This is a genomic window from Ruminiclostridium sufflavum DSM 19573 (assembly GCF_003208175.1).
GTDB classification, from domain to species: Bacteria; Bacillota; Clostridia; order Acetivibrionales; family DSM-1351; genus Ruminiclostridium; species Ruminiclostridium sufflavum.
The window spans coordinates 62100-81928 of record NZ_QKMR01000010.1 but is presented as its reverse complement, the minus strand read 5'-3'; the positions used below and the strand labels follow the sequence as shown (position 1 = coordinate 81928).

The following is a 19829-nucleotide window of genomic DNA, read 5'->3' as shown; positions in this document are numbered from 1 at the left end:
CGGGAAGTCTGAAAGAGCTGAAATAATTAGAAAAGGGGGACAAATCATGGCAGGAGTAAGAATTACTGAAACAGTGCTCAGAGATGCACATCAGTCACTTATTGCAACCAGAATGAGAACAGAGGATATGCTTCCGATTGTCGAGAAGCTTGATGATATAGGCTACCACTCGTTAGAAGCATGGGGCGGAGCTACATTTGACGCATCCTTGAGATTTTTGAATGAGGATCCCTGGGAGAGACTCAGAAAAATAAAAAATGCTGCAAAAAAAACAAAGCTTCAAATGCTGCTGAGAGGTCAGAATCTCTTGGGATACAAGCATTATGCGGATGATGTTGTGGAATATTTCGTACAAAAGGCCATTGCCAACGGTATGGATATCATGAGAATATTCGATGCACTGAATGATCCCAGAAACATAGAAACAGCAATGAAGGCCTGCAAAAAGGAAGGCGGACATGCACAGGGCTGTATTTGTTATACTGTAAGTCCTGTTCACAGTCTGGAGCTTTTTGTGAAGGATGCAAAAAGACTTGAAAGCATGGGAGCTGATTCAATCTGTATTAAGGATATGGCGGGACTGTTAGTTCCCTATCAGGCATATGACCTGGTCAAGGCACTCAAGGAAAATGTAAGCGTGCCGGTACAGCTGCATACCCATTATACAAGCGGTGTTGCTTCAATGACATATTTGAAGGCAATTGAGGCAGGTGTTGATGTGGTTGACTGTGCAATATCCCCTATGGCAATGGGAACCTCACAGCCGCCTACCGAGCCGTTGGTTGCAACTCTTAAGAACACACCCCATGACACTGGACTGGAGCTGGAAAAGCTCAGTGAGATTGCAGATTACTTCAGACCACTAAAGGAAAAGTATATTGAAAGCGGCTTGCTTGATGTAAAGGTTATGGGTGTTGATGTGAATGCTCTCATATATCAGGTTCCAGGAGGAATGCTTTCCAACCTTGTTTCCCAGCTGAAGCAGTCAAATGCCCTGGATAAATATGAAGAGGTTTTGAAGGAGGTACCCAGAGTAAGGGAAGATTTCGGTTATCCTCCTCTTGTTACGCCTTCAAGCCAGATTGTCGGAACACAGGCTGTTCTTAATGTTATAACAGGTGAAAGATACAAGATGGTTCCGAAGGAATCAAAGGGCGTTGTCAAGGGTGAATACGGAAAGACCCCCGCACCTGTCAGCGAAGAAATTATGAAAAAGATTTTAGGGGATGAAAAGCCTATAACATGCAGGCCGGCGGATTTAATCGAGCCTGAGCTTGAAAAGATAAAAGGAGAAATAAAGGACTTCCTTGAACAGGAGGAGGATGTCTTGTCATATGCTATGCTTCCGCAGGTTGCCGAAAAGTTCTTTAAGCAGAGAATAGAGGACAGACAAAAGTCTGAAGCCGCTAAAAACGCTCCAAAGGCAAAGGGCGATATAAATCCGGAGGTAGTCGCCGCAATTTCAGCCGCAGTTTCCGAAATAGGCAAAAGAGACGGCAAGCAGTACTGCGTGGGAAATATCTCAAGGATTAACAATCAGAATAAATGGGGCCTGTATGGTATGCTTGAGAGATTCAGAACAAAAATATAAATTGAATAAAAATTGTATTTATACATGCTGCCACCGTAAGCAGGAACTAAATAATCTGGCAATTAAAAGTATCTGTTAAGAGGAATTCCTTGCAATACGGATACAAATACACATATTCCTTCCAAAAGGCTTTCAGCGTTCAATATGCTGGAAGCCTTTTAAAAGTGTTCAAAAAAATTCATAAAATAAAGGAATTTGAAATTATATGTTGAAATAACTTATTTGTTATATCAAGTTATTTAAGGAGGTGAGAGAATGAAAAGAAATTTTGTATGTGTCTGCTTGTTTTTTGCTATGCTTATTATATTTGCTTCATTTACTCAGATTTGCCGTGCAGATAGTAATGAGGATACACAGGTAAAGGAGTTAAAGCAGAAAATAGAGCAGCTTAATAAGGAAAAAGCTGAATTATCAGATAAATTAGCTGTTCAGGCGGATATTAACAAGCTATTGATTGATAAGGAGAATAATATTCTGGCATCTGCCGATAACACCATAAATAGAATAAATTCCCTGCTGACACTGCTCTCGGTAATAATTGCAATAATAGTAGCTGTTTCAACAGTGGGAACCTTTATTCTTCAAAATTATAGGTTCAATTTATTAGAAAAAGAAATTGATAAATCAAAAGCTGATTATAATACCTCCATACTAAAATTCAATGAATCAAAAACAGAATATGATAAATCAAAGGAGGAATTTGAAACCGTAAAAACGGAAGCAAGGACGGCGGCTGAATGTGCCGTGGCAACACAGGATTCATATGAGGGTGTGCAAAAAGGCTATGAAACAATAGCGATAGATTTGGAGGGAATAAAGACAAGCTTTCAATCCTTGGCTGATGACAGGATAAAGGAGTTGGAGGCTAATTATACAAAAACCAAGGGTGAATTGGAAGCTATTATAGCTAAAGTAAACGAATTGGCTGATAATGCAAAGGAATCCGAAAATAAGGCAAAGGAATCCGAAAATAAGGCAAAGGAATCCGAAAATAAGGCAAAAGCATCAGAGTATTTTAATAAAGCCTATAATTCTGATAATATTGACGAGAAGATAAATTTATATACAAAGGCTATCGAATATGACAGGGAGCATGCTGCGGCATATAATAACAGGGGAAATGCCTATTCTGAGCAGAAAAAATACCATAAAGCAATGGAAGACTATAATAATGCCCTTAAGCTCATTCCAAAGGATTCATTATATCTTATAAACAGAGCCAGCACGTTCTGTGATTTAGCCATGGAGTATAAAAAAGCATCTGAACTTGAAAAATATAATGAGAGTCTTAACAAGTCAATAGAGGATTATCAAAGGGCGTTAGAGCTAATACCGGAAGATAACAGAGAGGAGCTGTCTGATTTATATAACGGAAGTGCTGTTTCATACATAGGCATGGGAAATATGAGCTTAGCTTTAGATGACGTTAATAAGGCTATCGGATTAAATAGCAAAAACGGATATGCTTATTCCACCTTATCGGAAATATACGCATCGGAAGAAAACGAAGCTGGCTTTTATGAAAATGTTGAGCTGGCCTTGAAGAATGATTGTCCTGTTTGGGAGCTGTCAGAAGCAGACCCCGTATATGATAAATACAAAAACACACAAAGGTTTAAGGAGCTTATAGATAAATATAAAAATAAATAATCAGAAGTTTTAATAAATTACGGGAAGCAAATTAATTTTTACACTTCTTATGCAAATATATATAATTACGCTTGTTACTGAAGAATTCCAGAACAGCAACATCTGTGCCGGCTTTTATGCGCTTGCCGCATTTCAGACAGTAAAAATTGGTATGCTTCATTTTTCCGTAAGAAACAGTTGTTTTTATATCCTTGAGCCTTTGCCAGCTTTTCCATCCAACCTTACATAAGGATATCCTGTTGTCATAATCAGACAGAACCCATCTCAAAAGCTTATGAAAATGAAAGGGATATCTTGTATATTTTATATATTCAGCCGGAAGGCCTAGATTTATTGTATACAATTCAAAGTTTTTTTCAACAACATCCTGAATTTTGCCTGTAATCTGGGTTACATACCAGCAGAAACCCTGCGAAGACAACCAGCCTTTGAGTTTTTCAAACATATATCCCCTGCAAATTTCTATTGTTTCATTTTTGTTTACATTAAGAGCTTCAAAGGCTTTAATTGCTATAGCAAGGACATCCTCCAGATAAAGCTTTTTTTTGAAGTTTTCAAAGCTATATAATTCAACAGGAATAATATCGAAATAGTATTCATTTGTTTCCGGCCTATAAAAACCGATACAAGTTCCTCCGACAAAGCTGCCGCTTCCTGCATCATCTATTTGTATCATAAAAATTCTCCTACAGGGTTGGAATACTTAAACAAACTTCCTTACGGCTGAAAATTTAAGGTGTGCAAACTTATTAAATGAAGGACAGGTTAGAAATAATCGCAGGAACCATTATTCAAGCAATAATTTTAAAGCAGGCCTTTGATAAGTTTGGGCACCGGTAGATTTTTCATTGGGAAAGCAGAGTGTTTAATTTTTATTATTAGTATATTTTTTATTTATATGTTATCTTTTTTGTCAAATACAGAAATTTTATTCGTAAGTATTTATGAATTTACTTGTATTTCCTGGAAATAATCAGTTTTAAACCTTTGAGAATGTAAGTCCTATTAATAAATAAACATAATTTGCAAGAGCTTGATTTTTAGCTTGCAAAAAGGTAGAATGTAAGTAAGTTTTTATTTGAGTTTGGTTATTTGCATACAGAATAATATATTACATTAATGTTTAGGCTGGTGAGGTTATGAATACACAAAAGAATAATGATTTATTGAACATAATACAAGAGCGTTATGAAGGCTTCAGCAAAGGTCAGAAGCTTATTGCCAATTATATTGTCGATCATTACGATAAGGCGGCATATGTAACGGCAGCCAAACTCGGAGAGATTGTTGGAGTCAGTGAATCAACAGTTGTGAGATTTGCCATAGAGCTGGGATATGACGGTTATCCAAAGCTTCAGAAGGTGCTGCAGGAGCTTATAAAGAGCAAGCTTACATCTGTGCAGAGAATAGAGGTTTCTTCAAACAGAATAAACGAGGATAATGTTTTAAAAAGCGTACTGCAGTCAGATATAGAGAAAATAAAGATAACACTGGATCAAATTGACCTTGATGATTTTAATAATGTTGTAGAGACTATTTTGGAGGCAAACAGAATTTTTATTCTTGGAGTGAGAAGCTCAGCTACTCTTGCAAGTTTTCTCGGATTTTACTTCAATTTAATATTTGACAATGTCAGGCTTGTCCATACAACAAGTGTAAGCGAAATGTTTGAACAGATAATGCGGGCTCAGGCGGGGGATGTTGTTATTGGTATCAGCTATCCCCGTTACTCAAAAAGAACCATCAACGCGTTACAGTTTGCAAGGAATCAGGGAGCTAAGACAATTGCCTTGACGGACAGTGTTGAGTCTCCTGTTGCACAGTGTGCAAACATGTCCTTGCTTGCAAGAAGTGATATGGCTTCATTTGTGGACTCCCTTGTTGCACCGCTGAGTGTTATAAACGCACTTATTGCCGCTATTGGTATGAGGCGAAAAAACGAAGTATACAATACCTTTGAGCATCTTGAAAAGGTTTGGGATGAATATAATGTTTATGACAAGGATGACAATCATGACGGCAAGCTGTAGAGCTTCTTCAGCCGATATTAATTGACTTTTATGGCTTTAAGGAAGGATAGGTATGACTCGAAACAAGGTAATAGTTGTAGGCGGCGGCCCTGCTGGTATTATGGCTGCAGGCATTGCTGCCCAAAGAGGCAGTGAGGTTGTTTTACTGGAGAAAAATGAACGTCTTGGAAAGAAGCTCCTTATATCCGGCAAAGGAAGGTGTAATATAACAAATGCCACAGATATCGAAGGCTTGATTGAGAATACACCCGGAAACGGTAATTTTTTGTACTCGGCCTTTTATACCTTTTCAAATGAGGATTTGATAGAATTTATAAATAAGCTTGGTGTTAATACGAAGGTTGAACGGGGAGGAAGGGTATTTCCGGCATCTGATTCTGCCAAGGATGTTATGCATGCACTTCACACGTTTTTAAATAATAGTAAGGTTAAGGTAATGACGGAATCTGCCGTTAAAAAAATACTGGTAAGGGATGGCAATGCCAAGGGGGTAGAACTCATTAACGGCAGGATTATGGAGGCAGACGCTGTTATTCTTGCTGTTGGAGGAATGTCATACCCCGGAACAGGCTCGACGGGAGACGGATATCAGATTGCAAAAAAAGCAGGCCATACAATAACTGATTTAAAGCCATCGCTGGTTCCCTTGGTTGTTAAGGAAGCATGGGCAAGGGAGCTGCAAGGCTTATCATTAAAAAATGTAGCGGTGGAATTCAGAAATCCCAACGGCAAAGAAATTTATAATGATTTCGGTGAGATGATTTTTACTCATTTCGGAGTATCCGGTCCTGTAATATTGAGCGCAAGCAGGCATCTTCTTTCGTATGACTTTAAGGATATAAAGCTTTCTATAGATTTAAAGCCGGCTCTTTCGGAGGAAAAGCTGGATGAAAGAATCCAAAGAGATTTTGATAAATACTCAAGGAAGCAATTTAAGAATGCTTTAGATGATTTGCTTCCGCAGAAGCTTATTCCGGTTATAATTTATTTGTCAGGAATAAATGCAGAAAAGGCTGTTAATCAGATTACGAGGGAAGAGAGAAAAGGACTGGCAGCTCTTTTTAAAAGCATGGAAGCAACCATTATTGCAGCCAGACCCATAAAAGAGGCGATAGTTACTGCGGGAGGAATTAAAACAGGTGAAATCAATCCTTCAACAATGGAATCTAAGAAAGTGAAAAACTTATTTTTTGCGGGTGAGATAATAGATGTGGATGCTTATACCGGAGGCTTTAACCTTACTATTGCTTTTTCAACCGGATATTTGGCGGGAATAAGCTGCGGAGCTGAGGCTGAAGCTGATTAAATAAGGAAATAATGTGTAAGCTGTCTGTAATTTGTGCATACTATTAACAAATAATATTATTGTTTTTGTACATTAGTATACAAATTAGGGGCATGCAAATGAAAATTAATTTTTTTAGGTTGAAAAAAAGAAATGAAAGCAAAAAAGATAAGCATACAATCTTTGAAAATTTGCTGTTTGGCATATGTATTTTAAGCTTCCTTCTTTTGGTAGCTATTCAAATAGTGCTGGGGGTGCCCTCAGTCAGGGAGACCTTTAAGCTGACGGATAAAAGTCTGGGTGTGCCGCTGGATAAGGATGACTATCTTTATAAGCAAGGCCAGATAACTTTAAAAATGATTGGTACGGAAGCTGATCCCACTGTACAAATTTTAGTGAACGGTGATACTGTGGCAATGTTTGAAAATCTGATAATGAATGTTAAGGTTAATGAAGGGGATGTTATCGAAATAGATGGCAGTCACTGCTTGACAGGGCATATGGTAAAAGTTGACGCAGTATCTCAAAATATAAACAGCAAGTGCGCCGGTACTGTTGCAAAGGTGGAATCAAATATTCAGAAATTAGTTAAAATAAAATTTTATTAATATGCTTAATCAATATAAAGTTAATCATTGTTTTATTGCCAAAAAACCTATATAATAAGTCTTATAGGTTTTTTGGCTTTTCACCGTCACGAAGCCTTTACCAAATTTTTGTACCCGATTGGGCGTGGAGGTTAGTATGGAAAAGGATGAGGCTTATGCTTACGGAAGTAAGGATATTTCAGGTGCGGCCATTAAGATAGCGCTTACTAATGACAGAGCTTCCGAAAAGAAACTCCAGTTGGAGTTTAATCAAATTGGCATTCAATCTGCTGCTGTGGATTATGGCGGCGAATTTATCACATCTGTCATGAAAATAGTTGAGAGGGCAGTTGTAGCCTCCAAGCGCGAAGGTGTCATATCTGAAAGTCATGCTGAGCAGGGTGCTGTTGCGGGAGCTACAAGAGAAGCCATATCTCAGATAATGCCAAAGGCAATCGGACTTAATGTGGGAGGAAAGATTGGTATTGCAAGATATAAAGATCATATCAGCGTAGCTATATTTTTTGGAATCGGCTTGTTGAATTTAAATGAAGTTGCAATTGGACTTGGACACAGGGTTGTATAAATAGATTTAATATTAATCCAATATTGCCGTTCGGAATAGAGCTGTTAACTTGTTATAACGTCATAGAATACGTCATAAACAATACCGTTCGGATAGCAAGCATTGGAGGCTGGAGGATGTAATGCCTGTAAGATCTATAAGAGGGGCAATAACTGTTGCCGAAAATACAAAAAAATCAATTTTAGAAGGAACTCATGAACTTCTTGTCGAAATAATAAAAAGAAACGGATTAGACAGTGAAGATATAATCAGTGTGATATTTTCGGTTACCCATGATTTAAATGCGGCGTTTCCGGCAGTTGCTGCCAGAGAAATCGGCTGGAAGGATATTTCATTAATGTGTACCAATGAAATAAATGTACCTGACAGTCTGAAAAGCTGTATCAGAGTATTGATACATTTTAACACAGAAAAGGCAAATAATGAAATAAATCATGTATATCTCAAGGGTGCAAAGATTCTAAGACCTGATATAAGCGCGGGAGGTTAGTATGTCAAAAAGTATAGCTATTGACGGCCCTGCAGGAGCCGGAAAAAGTACTATAGCAAAAAAAGTTTCTGCAAATCTTGGATTTATTTATCTGGATACAGGGGCGATGTACAGGGCAGTAGCTTTAAAAGCCATAAGCAGCGGTATGGATACCAAATCTCAGGCGGATTTGGCAAAATTGATTAAGGATATTGATATAAGCATATCACATGAAAACAATATCCAGAAGATATTTCTTGACGGTATTGATGTTTCCGAGTCAATAAGAACACCTGAGGTATCCTCCGGTGCATCAGCTGTTGCGGTTTTCAGGGAGGTACGGCTGAAAATGGTTGACCTTCAGAGGAAAATAGCTTCCGACAGGGATGTAGTGATGGACGGAAGGGATATAGGTTCATATGTTTTGCCTAATGCGGATTTAAAAATATTTTTGACGGCAGCAGCAGATGAAAGAGCCAGAAGAAGATTTGAGGAGCTGATGCAAAAGGGACAGAAGGTCAGCTTTGACGAAGTTAAATCCGATATGGCGGCAAGAGACAGCAATGACAGCTCCAGATCCTTTGCACCCCTTGTAAGGACCTCTGATGCAATTGAGGTGGATTCAACCTCAATGACAATAGATGAAGTGGTTGACAGAATTATGTATTTTTATAATAATTACTGCTGTTCAAATTAAATGGAGGTAAAAATGCATTTAGTTGTGGCAAGTACTGCCGGCTTTTGTTTCGGTGTGAATAATGCCGTTAAAATAGTATTTGATCTGGCAGAAAGAACAGAGGACAAAATATATACCCTCGGGCCTATAATTCATAACGATCAGGTGGTTAACAAATTAGAGGAGCACGGTATAACTGCCATTGATAATCCGGAAGATGCAGAGGTGCCTGCTAAGGTTGTAATCAGAGCTCACGGTGTAGGTCCCGGCGTGATTTCGGAATTTGAAAATAAAGGCATTCAGGTTATAAATGCGACCTGCCCTTATGTTGAAAAAATACAACGTTTGGTTTACGGAAAGCACAAGGAAGGCTATCAAATAATAATTATCGGAGACAAACAGCATCCGGAGATTATCGGAATAAACGGTTGGTGCGGCAACAGTGCTTTGATTATTGACAGCAGCGAACAGGTGGGTTCGCTGCCGGAGATAAAAAAAAGTATATGTGTGGTTGCCCAAACTACATTTATTCGAGAAAAATGGGAAAAAATTATACAGAGTTTAAATAAAAGGTTTGAAAATGTTTTAAAATTTGATACAATATGTAATGCAACGGACAAAAGGCAAACCGAAGCTGAAAAAATATCAAGAGAAGTGGATATGGTTTTAGTTATCGGAGGAAAGAACAGTTCAAATACCAATAAGCTGTATGAGATTTGCAAAGATAATTGTCCGAGAACCTTTAAAATACAAACAGCCAGTGATATTCCACCGGTTGATATAAAAAAAATTAAAAAAATTGGTATTACTGCGGGGGCGTCAACACCTGACTGGGTAATCAAGGAGGTTATTCATAACATGAGTGAATTAGATAAACAGGATTTAGAGATGAGCTTTGCTGATGCATTTGAAAGCTCGCTAGTTACTTTGACAACTGGCCAAATCACGAAAGGAAGGATTATTGGATATAATTTGAATGAAGTATATGTTGACTTGGGCTTCAAATCAGATGGTATTATTCCAATGCAGGAGTTTTCTGATGACACAGACTTTGATCCTGAAAAATCACTTAAAGTTGGAGACGAAGTTGATGTTTTTGTAGTAAGAGTTAATGACGGCGAAGGAAATGTAATGCTTAGCAAAAAGAAGGTTGATGCCGTTAAAGGCTGGGATGTTCTTGAAGAGGCTTTTGAAGCTAAGCGTCCGATATCCGTAAAAATCAATGAACAAGTAAACGGCGGTGTTATTGGTTATTCACACGGCGTTAAAATATTTATACCTGCATCTCAAATCAGTGATAGGTTTATAAAGGATTTATCATCATACGTAAAGCAAGTATTGCAGATTGAGATAATTGAAATGAACAAGCAAAAGAGGAAGGTAGTAGGTTCTTCCAGAGTATTAATTGAGAAGAATAAAGAGTTTGCTTCAAGTGAGATCTGGGATAAAATAGAAATCGGCAAGGTTTACAAGGGACAGGTCAAGAGTCTTATGGACTTTGGTGCCTTTGTTGATATAGGCGGAGTAGACGGGCTTGTTCATTTATCAGAGCTGTCATGGAATAAAATAAAGCATCCGTCTGAGGTTGTAAAGGTTGGAGATGACATAACTGTATCTGTTCTTGATTTTGATAAGGAAAAGAAGCGTATTTCCCTTGGTTATAAAAAGCAGGAGGATAATCCTTGGGTAAGTGCAATTAAAAAATATGAGGTTGGAAATGTTATTAAGGGCAAGGTAGTCAGGTTAGTACCATTTGGTGCTTTTGTAGAAATTGAGCAGGGACTTGACGGGCTTGTACACATTTCACAAATATCATCAGTAAGAATAGGTAAGCCCGGAGATGTTCTCAAAATAGGTCAGGAGATTGAGGCAAAGATTACAGAGCTTGATATGGAAGCTAAAAAGATTAGCCTCAGCATAAAAGAAGTCAATCCGATTGATCCTGTCGGCTCAAAAAAGGAAGAGCCTGCTGCAGCTGCTGATGAAGAGCTTCTGACTGAACATAAAGAGGATATGACTAATACAATTGCCGAGAATTTGACCAGCTTGAATGATGACTAAAATTAATTACGGTTCAGCTATCACGAGGATATACCGTTTTTTCAGGCGGATTAAGCCTATAGTAATTGAATTTTATTTAATTTTGAAAGCTGTATCAGCATAGATTTGAATAGCGACTCTGGCGGAGTTAGAGAAACTGCCTGAATTTGTATTCTGTATTGTTAATATAAATAAGGATGTACCTAGGTACATCCTTATTATATATGAACAGACGTACAGAAATACCTTCATAAAGTCAATTATGGCTGAAATCCCCGCACGATAAAATATGGAGGTGATCAGCCGATATTAATTGACTATGGGATGCATCTATCAGATTATTATACTTATGAGGTGGTTTATTATGGATTACGAGAGCTTTAAAGAAGAAATACTTAAAATTACGAAAATTAATCTTTCTCTTTATAAAGAGAAGCAGATGAAGAGAAGAATTGATGCCTTAATCAAAAAGAATAATTTTGATACATATTCAGATTATGTATATGCTTTAAAGCTGAATAAGGAGTTGCTGAAAGAGTTTGTTACATATCTTACCATAAATGTCTCGGAATTTTACAGAAATCCCGATCAGTGGGAAGTCCTCGAAAAAGAAATTTTTCCTCTTCTTCTGATTAAAAAGAAAAAAATATCAATTTGGAGCTCTGCTTGCTCTACAGGCGACGAGCCGTATACTCTTGTAATGGTGTTGAATAAGTTGCTGCCGCTGAGTTCTATAAAAATACTTGCTACGGATATTGATTTGGAGGCCTTGGAGAAGGCTCAAATGGGTGTGTATTCATCTAAAAGTCTGGAAAACTTGCCTAAGGATATGAAGTCAAAGTACTTTACTGTAATAGGTGACAGCTATAGAATTAAGGATGAAGTAAAAAACTGTGTTGAGTTTAAACAATTTAACCTTTTAAGGGATACATATCCAAAGGGAATTGATTTGATTGTTTGCAGAAATGTTCTTATTTATTTTACAGATGAAGCAAAGAATGATATTTACAAGAAATTTAACATGTCCTTGAATTCACAGGGGATTTTATTTGTCGGCAGTACTGAGCAATTGATTATGGCAAATAAATATAACTTCAAATCTATTAAAACATTTTTCTATGAGAAAGATGAAGACAATTTTAACTTTAATATTCTAAACTAAGGAAATAAGTTATAAAATTTAAAGAATGGGTTAAAAATTAAAAGAGTTTGAAAAATAAATTTCAAACTCTTTTGGTGCGGATAACAGGAGTTGAACCTGCATGAAATTGCTTTCACATGGACCTGAACCATGCGCGTCTGCCAATTCCGCCATATCCGCGTAAGTTGACTGCAATATGTATTTTACTATAAATGAAATAATAATGCAATAGAAGATTTAAAAAAATTAAATTATAGATTATTTAATATAAAAACATTAAAATGATAGAGGATTGAAGCTAATATTGAATAAATTGACTAAAGTCAATTTTGGTTCAGGTCTTCGGACGATAGATATTGTTTTATGGTCAATTATGCAGTAATCCACTAAAAAAAGAAAAGGGGGAGCGAGTCCATGCCGGTATTTGATGCCATGTCATATATAGGGCCTGGACATAATTATGAACAATAAGCTGGAACAGTTTAAAAACAGCATCAGAAATAAAAGGGTAGCGGTATTGGGTATTGGCATCAGCAATATCCCATTAATAAAATATCTGGTTAAATCAGGTGTCAATGTTACCGCCTTTGATAAAAATACCTCTGAAAATCTATCTGATGCATTTTCAGAGCTTAATGAGCTTCCGGTTCGGTATAGCTTGGGCAGTGATTATCTGGAGAAGCTTGAGGGCTTTGACGTGATTTTCCGTACACCCGGTATGAGACCGGACTTGCCTCAGTTATTAAATGCGGTAGAAAAAGGAGCTGAGCTTACCTCAGAAATGGAGGTTTTTATAAGCCTTTGTCCTGCACAGATATTTGCTGTAACGGGAAGTGACGGTAAAACAACAACTACGACACTAATCTATAAAATACTGACAGAGGAGGGCTACAATTGCTGGTTAGGCGGCAATATCGGCACACCGCTATTAAGTAAAATAGATAAGGTGAAGGAAACCGACAAGGTGGTTCTTGAGCTAAGCAGTTTTCAGCTTATGACTATTGGGAATTGCCCTTCTGTCTCTGTAATAACAAATATTTCTCCCAATCATCTTGATGTACACAAGTCACTAAACGAGTATATTGATGCGAAGAAAAATATTTTTATAAACCAGACTGAAAACGATAAACTAATATTAAATTATGATAATGACATTACCAGAGGCTTTGGGAGTGAGGCAAAAGGAAAATGCGTATACTTTTCCAGATTAAATAAAGTTGATACCGGTGTTATATTTAAAGAAAATAAGATTGTTGTAAAAAATGAAAATGAAGAGATTGAGATAGTCGATGCTGAAAGCATTATAATACCCGGCGTTCATAATATTGAAAACTATATGGCTGCAGCTGCTGCAACCATAGATTATGTCAAGCCTGAAACTATCAAAAAAATAGCTGTTTCATTTAACGGGGTTGAGCATAGGATTGAGCTTGTAAGGGAGCTGAATGGCATTAAATTTTATAACAGTTCAATAGACAGCAGTCCATCAAGAACAATAGCCGCACTGAGTACCTTTAAAAATAAAGTAATCCTGATTTCAGGAGGCAAAGACAAAGGAATACCATATGATTCAATAGGACAGATAATAGCTGAAAAGGTTAAATGCCTTTTATTGATTGGTGCTACTGCTCCCAAGATAGAAGAAGCATTATGTAACTATATAAATCAAACGGATAGTGAATGTGAAGTGAAAATAATTCATTGCAACACGTATGAAGAGGTAGTAAGCCGAGCTTATGAGGAAGCTGCTCCGGGAGACTGCATAATTTTATCACCTGCAAGTACCAGCTTTGACATGTTCAAGAATTTCGAACACCGGGGGAATACATTCAAGGAGCTGGTTAATAAACTGAAGTAAGCCAATATATAAATGGGTCTTTGTCTGCTTATAATATATATCAATCAATAACTATCAGTATTGGCTGATATATATTATAGAGTGGCAGAGGAATTTCCTTATTTTATTTCTTTTCTGTAAGGTGCTTCCAATAACGCTTAGGGACAAACTGCTTCTGGAGCTTGGGATTTATTCTGCTTTTTATTGCAATGTGGTTAAAATAGTTTTTCCAGAGTGATTGAAATTTTAGCTCATCAGCATGACGGTCAGGAATATTGTCTAGGTCCATATATGAAATAATCATGTTTTTTTTGTTGTACAAAGCCGCAAGATTTCTCTTTATATCATGGATAACCCAGTTCTGATCTGCAAAACGGCTTTTAAAATGCGGTGCTATGAAGGTAATTATATTGTGGTCAGGCTGGATAGGCGCATAATAAATGTCATTTTCAAGGAGCTCAAAGCGGAGCAAACCAAGCATACGATGTGACTCAACCTTTACCTTTCGTGCAGGTATCAAAACGTCTAAAACAGCTTGCGTGCCAAGCATGCTGTCTATTTTGCTGCCGATTTTAAAGCCAAGCTTTATATAATTCAGAATACTCATTTCACACCCCTTGATTTCGGAAAAAAAACACCTGATTATATTATCAAGGCTTTCGCTGGATATTTTGGTCAGTATTGCCTGTTCAACCGTTTTAGCCTTATCGATATCGGTATTAATCTCCCGGTATTCATCAATAAGATTCGCACAAAAGGAGACAGAAGACTCCATATCGGCAACATCCTGCCTGTCATAATAATAATGGTGGATTGCTGTCAAAAAGCAATCCCATGTTCCGTCATAAATGTATATCACTCAGCAAAAGCCTCCCATCCTGCGGCTGGTTGTAGTAACTAAGCCATTGCTCTGTGCTTTGAGGAGAATCAAAGACATATAAATCTGACATGCTTTCATTGCTTCCGCTTTCATTAATTGTTGATAATAAAGACATTTGTCCCGGTATATATTTTTTGTTTTGAGGAAGCAGTCTGGCAGACATAAGTGATTCCTTGACAAGAGATTCGTTCTGGCTGTAAGTATCATAGGTTTTCCCCTGACAGGTGATAAAATGTCCGGCTCGCTTTAAAACAACACCGATTTTTTTTAGATTGTCAAAGCTTAATTTGCCGGCCCTTCTTGCCGCAAGTATTCTTTGGGCTGATTTAACACCTATGCCCGGAACCCTCAGGAGCATTTGATATTCAACAGAGTTAACTTCCACCGGAAATAAATGAAGGTTTCTGAGAGCCCAATCCGACTTTGGGTCAAGCTCAGGATTAAAGTCAGGGTTTGCTTTGCTGAGTAATTCATCAGCACAAAACCCATAAAATCTCAGAAGCCAATCAGCCTGATAAAGTCTGTGCTCTCTGAGCAGAGGAGGCTTTATTAAAGCCGGGAGCCTTGGATCTGTCAGGGTGGGAACAAAAGCAGAGTAATATACTCTCTTCAGATTAAAGCTGCCGTACAAGGCCTCAGAAAGCTTCAGGATACTTAAATCTTTATCGGGGGTGGCACCTACTATAAGCTGGGTGCTTTGACCGGCAGGAACAAAGAGCTCTCTTTTTAAGGAGCCTGAGGAACTTGCCCTTTTGTATATTTTTCGCTCGTCTCTGAGCTGGATTATTTTATTGCTTATCTGCTGCATAGGCTTTAGCAAAGCTTTTTTGGGCTTCTGAGGTGCAAGCACCTCAAGGCCCCTGTCAGACGGCAGCTCTATATTGACACTCATTCTGTCAACAAACATGCCGGCTTGATTTATAAGCCTTTCATCGGCACCCGGTATGGCTTTTATGTGAATATATCCGTAGAAGCCATGTTCATTTCTGAGCCTTTTGACTATATCAAGCATTAATTCCATAGTGTGGCTGGGGTTTTTCAGAACGGCTGAGCTCAAAAAGAGTCCTTCTATATAGTTACGCCTATAAAAATTCATTGTGAGTTCAATGACCTCATCTGCAGTAAAGCTCGCCCGTGGTACATCATTTGAAGCCCTGTTGACGCAGTATACACAGTCATATATACATTCATTTGACAGCAGAATTTTAAGAAGAGAAACACATCTGCCATCATCAGACCAGGTATGACATATACCGGCAGCATGGCTGTTGCCGACCCCGTTTTTATTATTTCTGGTTCCGCCGCTTGAGGAGCAGGAAACATCATATTTAGCTGCATCAGCAAGTATACCGAGTTTATCAAATAAATTCATATTACCCCCCCGTGCCGGGCACCGGCGCAAAATATTATAAAGCAACTGTGGCTAACCTTCATGCCTATTTTTATATAACAAATTAAAGCTTTTGCCAAAGCCGTATAATTACCGTTTTTTAAATTATAGCATATAATATATTAAAAATCAAACATATGTTCTGTGTTTTCGGTTTGCATAGTATCGGCACATGGAAATACTGTGGATGGAGAGTGCTCCGCAGTTATTATACTGTAATTTCGTCATAACAATACAAACTTATTTTGGCATTTTTAACTGAGTTAAGCAGGGATTTATTTTTTATCAGCCCGGCTTTTCCGGTTGAAATAGCAGGTACTCACATTTATTAACGGAAAGTTGAGTTAATAAGATTAATTATAATTGATATTTAAATAACAAAGTAATATAATTATAATCAATTCTGGTTTTAATCAGAGTAACGGAAGAATTTTCAATTTGAGCAGTACAGAAAATAAGTTTATATAATTGGAGGTATTTTATCGTGAAAGCAGTCATTACGGTGCTAGGAAAAGATAGGGTTGGTATTATCTCGGGAGTAAGCAATATTCTTGCCGAAAGTAATGTAAATATACTTGACATAACTCAAACAATAATGCAGGATGTTTTTACAATGATTACGCTTGTTGATATTTCCGGCTGCAATATTCCATTTGACGTTCTTTCAGCGAAGCTTGACAAAAAGGGAGTTGAGCTGGGACTTAAGATTCAGATTCAACATGAAGATATTTTTAATTCCATGCATAGGATATGAGGTGAGAGCAGATGTTAGGAACTTTTGAAATACTTGAAACAATAGATATGATTCAGAAGGAAAATTTAGATATAAGAACAATTACAATGGGAATTTCCCTTAGAGATTGCTGTCATTCCGATATAAATATCTCTTGTAATAAAATATATGATAAAATAACAAGGTATGCTGAAAAGCTTGTTATTACAGGTGAAAACATTGAAAAAGAATATGGTATTCCGATAATAAACAAGAGAATTTCTGTAACACCTATAGCTTTGATTGCTGAAAGCTGTGAGAGTGAGGATTATACTAGGTTTGCAAAGGCAATGGACAGAGCCGCCGAAACTGTCGGCGTAAATTTCATAGGAGGCTTTTCCGCATTGGTGCAGAAGGGATATACAAAGGGTGATAAAAAGCTTATTGCGTCAATTCCCGAAGCACTGAGTACTACGAAAATGGTGTGCTCCTCCGTAAATGTGGCATCCACAAAAGCGGGCATAAACATGGATGCAGTTGCAGAAATGGGAGGAGTAATCAAAAAATGTGCCGATCTTACGGCAGATAACGGAGCTTTGGCATGTGCAAAGCTGGTTGTCTTTGCAAATGCTGTTGAGGATAATCCGTTTATGGCAGGAGCCTTCCACGGTATCGGAGAACCGGAATGTGTTATTAATGTAGGTGTCAGCGGTCCGGGTGTGGTAAAATGTGCCCTTGAAAAGGTTAAGGGAGCAGATTTCGGCACGGTTGCCGAGACAATAAAAAAGACTGCCTTCAAGATAACAAGAATGGGCGAGCTGGTTGCCAGAGAGGCATCCCGCAGGCTGGAGGTACCTTTTGGAATAGTTGATTTATCCCTTGCGCCTACACCTGCAATCGGAGACAGTGTTGCCTATATTCTTGAGGAAATGGGGCTGGAAAAGTGCGGTGCTCACGGAACTACTGCTGCTCTGGCACTTCTGAACGATGCGGTTAAAAAGGGAGGAGTTATGGCTTCCTCCTCTGTAGGAGGCTTGAGCGGAGCATTTATCCCTGTAAGTGAGGATGCAGGAATGATTTCAGCTGTAAAGTGCGGTGCACTGTCCCTTGAAAAGCTGGAGGCAATGACTTGCGTGTGCTCGGTTGGACTTGATATGATTGTTGTTCCGGGGGATACATCAGCCGATACAATTTCAGCAATTATAGCAGATGAGGCTGCAATCGGAGTTGTAAACACTAAAACTACAGCTGTCAGAATTATACCTGCCCCGGGCAAAAAAATAGGCGATATAGTTGAGTTTGGAGGTCTTCTGGGTTCCGGACCTGTAATGAAGGTGAGTTCATTCGGAAGCTCCGAGTTTATAAAAAGAGGCGGACGAATACCGGCTCCTTTACACAGTCTGAAAAATTAAAATTATATATAGGCAAATTATGCTTTATTCTGAATTAAAGTAAAATAGCTGTTGACATGACGATTAAATGCCGGCAGCTATTTGCATATTTTTGCGGAAAACCATTGATAGGCTCCTCAGTAAAATAATTTTATAATTTGATATTTAACCATTGGGCGGGTTAGACGGAGGTTTTGATGAATAATATAAGGCTTGGTCTGTGTCAGATGAAGGTTACCGGTGATAAGCAGTATAATCTGGAAAAAGCAGCACGTATGATTGAAGAATGCAAAGACAGGAATGCAAATATAGCTGTGCTACCTGAAATGTTTACGTGTCCTTACGGTACGCAAAACTTTCCTCTGTATGCCGAGGAATTGAGAGACAGTGAAACTCTATCAGTCATTTCAAAGGCGGCGGAGTATAATGATATATATGTAATTGCAGGCTCAATTCCTGAGCTTGATAAAGAGCGATATTATAATACTTGTGCTGTATTTGACAGAACTGGCAAAATCATCGGAAGGCACAGAAAAATTCACCTCTTTGACATAGATATCAGGAAGAGTATATCCTTTAAAGAGTCTGATGTATTATCCTGCGGGAATAAAGTTACTGTTGTGGATACCGAATACTGCAAAATAGGTATTGCAATTTGCTTTGATATGCGTTTTTGCGGACTTTACAGTGAAATGTGCAAAGCGGGTGCGAAAATAATCATAACACCCGGGGCCTTCAATATGATAACAGGACCGGCACATTGGGAGCTGCTGGTAAGAGCAAGAGCTCTTGACAATCAGCTGTTCCACGCAGCCGTATCACCCGCAAGGGACAATAAGGCAGGGTATATTGCTTATGGAAACTCAATGGTTTGCGACCCGTGGGGGACAGTTATATCGAGAGCAGATGAAAATGAACAGGTTATTATTTCTGAAATTAATTTGGATTTGGTGGATAGTATCCGGAAACAAATACCTGTGGCAAAACTATCTGCTGAAAAAGCTAACTGACCGTTGGCTCATTTATGCCGGATTAAGCTGGGGGAATTATGCACAAAAAGCCTTTTTTGATGAAATTAATTGTTTGCGTTCTGCCGATTTTTGCAGCCGCCCTTGTTTATATATTTAAGAATTATATATATAACTTGAGCACACATTTCCCCGCTTGCCCCATATACAATTATTTTGGCATATATTGCCCCGGCTGCGGGAATACCAGAAGTGTGCAGAATTTGCTGAACGGAGATATGCTTGGTTCCTTAAAATACAATATTACTCCTGTGTTCTTTATAATAGTAGGTGCTTTCGCATATTTGGAGCTGATATTTTATATATTTGGACTGCCGGCTCGTATTTTACCGAGAAATAAAAGATTTTGGGCTGTTGTAATATTTATATTTTTACTGTATTTTATAATAAGAAACTTTATTCCTTTATATTGACAATTGATTAAGTTTCAGTTTTGTATTATAATTAAAAATACATGAAATTTATGTGATGCAGCGGGCAATATATGCCTTGCCGCATGAAAAAAACTATTTGAAAGGGCAAGGTAGCGGGATAAT

General features: G+C 38.0%; 18 protein-coding genes and 1 tRNA gene. 15 read left to right on the top strand and 4 right to left on the bottom strand.

The window, feature by feature from the left end:
• Positions 1 to 46 precede the first annotated feature (46 nt).
• Both LY28_RS09690 and LY28_RS09685 read left to right on the top strand, forming a co-directional pair.
• Positions 47 to 1591, top strand: coding sequence for an oxaloacetate decarboxylase subunit alpha (locus tag LY28_RS09690; protein WP_110461987.1), 1545 nt, complete (start codon positions 47 to 49; stop codon positions 1589 to 1591).
• A gap of 255 nt (positions 1592 to 1846) precedes the next feature.
• On the top strand, positions 1847 to 3241 hold the full coding sequence (locus LY28_RS09685) for a tetratricopeptide repeat protein (protein ID WP_110461986.1): 1395 nt from the start codon (positions 1847 to 1849) through the stop codon (positions 3239 to 3241).
• 31 nt (positions 3242 to 3272) lie between these two features.
• On the opposite strand, the gene LY28_RS09680 is transcribed toward LY28_RS09685, so the two are convergent.
• Entirely contained in the window at positions 3273 to 3917 is a 645-nt protein-coding gene (locus LY28_RS09680; protein WP_110461985.1) for a hypothetical protein, read from the bottom strand.
• A 463-nt stretch (positions 3918 to 4380) separates the two neighbouring features.
• On the opposite strand from LY28_RS09680, the gene LY28_RS09675 reads away from it, so the two are divergent.
• The 8 genes from LY28_RS09675 (at position 4381) to LY28_RS09640 (ending at position 12076) form a co-directional block, all read left to right on the top strand.
• Positions 4381 to 5271 (top strand): MurR/RpiR family transcriptional regulator, encoded by an 891-nt coding sequence (locus LY28_RS09675; protein ID WP_110461984.1) that lies wholly within the window; start codon positions 4381 to 4383, stop codon positions 5269 to 5271.
• A 52-nt stretch (positions 5272 to 5323) separates the two neighbouring features.
• The gene (locus LY28_RS09670) at positions 5324 to 6577 is read left to right on the top strand and encodes a BaiN/RdsA family NAD(P)/FAD-dependent oxidoreductase (RefSeq protein WP_110461983.1); all 1254 of its coding nucleotides are present in this window, start codon (positions 5324 to 5326) and stop codon (positions 6575 to 6577) included.
• Positions 6578 to 6675: 98 nt separating this feature from the next.
• Entirely contained in the window at positions 6676 to 7164 is a 489-nt protein-coding gene (locus LY28_RS09665) for a hypothetical protein (protein ID WP_110461982.1), read from the top strand.
• Positions 7165 to 7300: 136 nt separating this feature from the next.
• The gene (locus LY28_RS09660) at positions 7301 to 7729 is read left to right on the top strand and encodes a HutP family protein (protein ID WP_110461981.1); all 429 of its coding nucleotides are present in this window, start codon (positions 7301 to 7303) and stop codon (positions 7727 to 7729) included.
• A gap of 121 nt (positions 7730 to 7850) precedes the next feature.
• Complete coding sequence (gene aroH / locus LY28_RS09655; RefSeq protein WP_110461980.1) at positions 7851 to 8219, top strand: chorismate mutase; 369 nt, start codon at positions 7851 to 7853, stop codon at positions 8217 to 8219.
• Between the two features lies 1 nt (position 8220).
• Complete coding sequence (cmk, locus tag LY28_RS09650) at positions 8221 to 8895, top strand: (d)CMP kinase (protein ID WP_110461979.1); 675 nt, start codon at positions 8221 to 8223, stop codon at positions 8893 to 8895.
• A gap of 12 nt (positions 8896 to 8907) precedes the next feature.
• Entirely contained in the window at positions 8908 to 10935 is a 2028-nt protein-coding gene (locus tag LY28_RS09645; protein ID WP_110461978.1) for a bifunctional 4-hydroxy-3-methylbut-2-enyl diphosphate reductase/30S ribosomal protein S1, read from the top strand.
• A 343-nt stretch (positions 10936 to 11278) separates the two neighbouring features.
• Positions 11279 to 12076 (top strand): CheR family methyltransferase, encoded by a 798-nt coding sequence (locus LY28_RS09640; RefSeq protein WP_110461977.1) that lies wholly within the window; start codon positions 11279 to 11281, stop codon positions 12074 to 12076.
• Positions 12077 to 12148: 72 nt separating this feature from the next.
• On the opposite strand, the gene LY28_RS09635 is transcribed toward LY28_RS09640, so the two are convergent.
• Positions 12149 to 12235, bottom strand: a tRNA-Leu gene (locus LY28_RS09635).
• 280 nt (positions 12236 to 12515) lie between these two features.
• On the opposite strand from LY28_RS09635, the gene murD reads away from it, so the two are divergent.
• A complete protein-coding gene (gene murD / locus LY28_RS09630; protein WP_110461976.1) occupies positions 12516 to 13913 on the top strand; it encodes a UDP-N-acetylmuramoyl-L-alanine--D-glutamate ligase in 1398 nt (465 codons plus the stop codon).
• Between the two features lie 103 nt (positions 13914 to 14016).
• Here murD and LY28_RS09625 read toward each other — a convergent pair whose 3' ends face one another.
• Both LY28_RS09625 and LY28_RS09620 read right to left on the bottom strand, forming a co-directional pair.
• Complete coding sequence (locus tag LY28_RS09625) at positions 14017 to 14751, bottom strand: TIGR03915 family putative DNA repair protein (RefSeq protein WP_110461975.1); 735 nt, start codon at positions 14749 to 14751, stop codon at positions 14017 to 14019.
• Positions 14735 to 16144, bottom strand: a complete 1410-nt coding sequence (locus LY28_RS09620) for a putative DNA modification/repair radical SAM protein (RefSeq protein ID WP_110461974.1) — start codon at positions 16142 to 16144, stop codon at positions 14735 to 14737. The genes LY28_RS09625 and LY28_RS09620 overlap by 17 nt, the downstream gene beginning before the upstream one ends.
• Before the next feature lie 502 nt (positions 16145 to 16646).
• On the opposite strand from LY28_RS09620, the gene LY28_RS09615 reads away from it, so the two are divergent.
• From LY28_RS09615 to LY28_RS19795, 4 genes are all read left to right on the top strand, one after another.
• Complete coding sequence (locus LY28_RS09615) at positions 16647 to 16916, top strand: ACT domain-containing protein (RefSeq protein ID WP_110461973.1); 270 nt, start codon at positions 16647 to 16649, stop codon at positions 16914 to 16916.
• A gap of 11 nt (positions 16917 to 16927) precedes the next feature.
• Positions 16928 to 18286 (top strand): PFL family protein, encoded by a 1359-nt coding sequence (locus tag LY28_RS09610; RefSeq protein WP_110461972.1) that lies wholly within the window; start codon positions 16928 to 16930, stop codon positions 18284 to 18286.
• A 176-nt stretch (positions 18287 to 18462) separates the two neighbouring features.
• Entirely contained in the window at positions 18463 to 19275 is an 813-nt protein-coding gene (locus LY28_RS09605; protein ID WP_207658076.1) for a carbon-nitrogen hydrolase family protein, read from the top strand.
• Positions 19276 to 19313: 38 nt separating this feature from the next.
• Complete coding sequence (locus LY28_RS19795; RefSeq protein WP_110461970.1) at positions 19314 to 19706, top strand: DUF2752 domain-containing protein; 393 nt, start codon at positions 19314 to 19316, stop codon at positions 19704 to 19706.
• Positions 19707 to 19829: the final 123 nt, after the last annotated feature.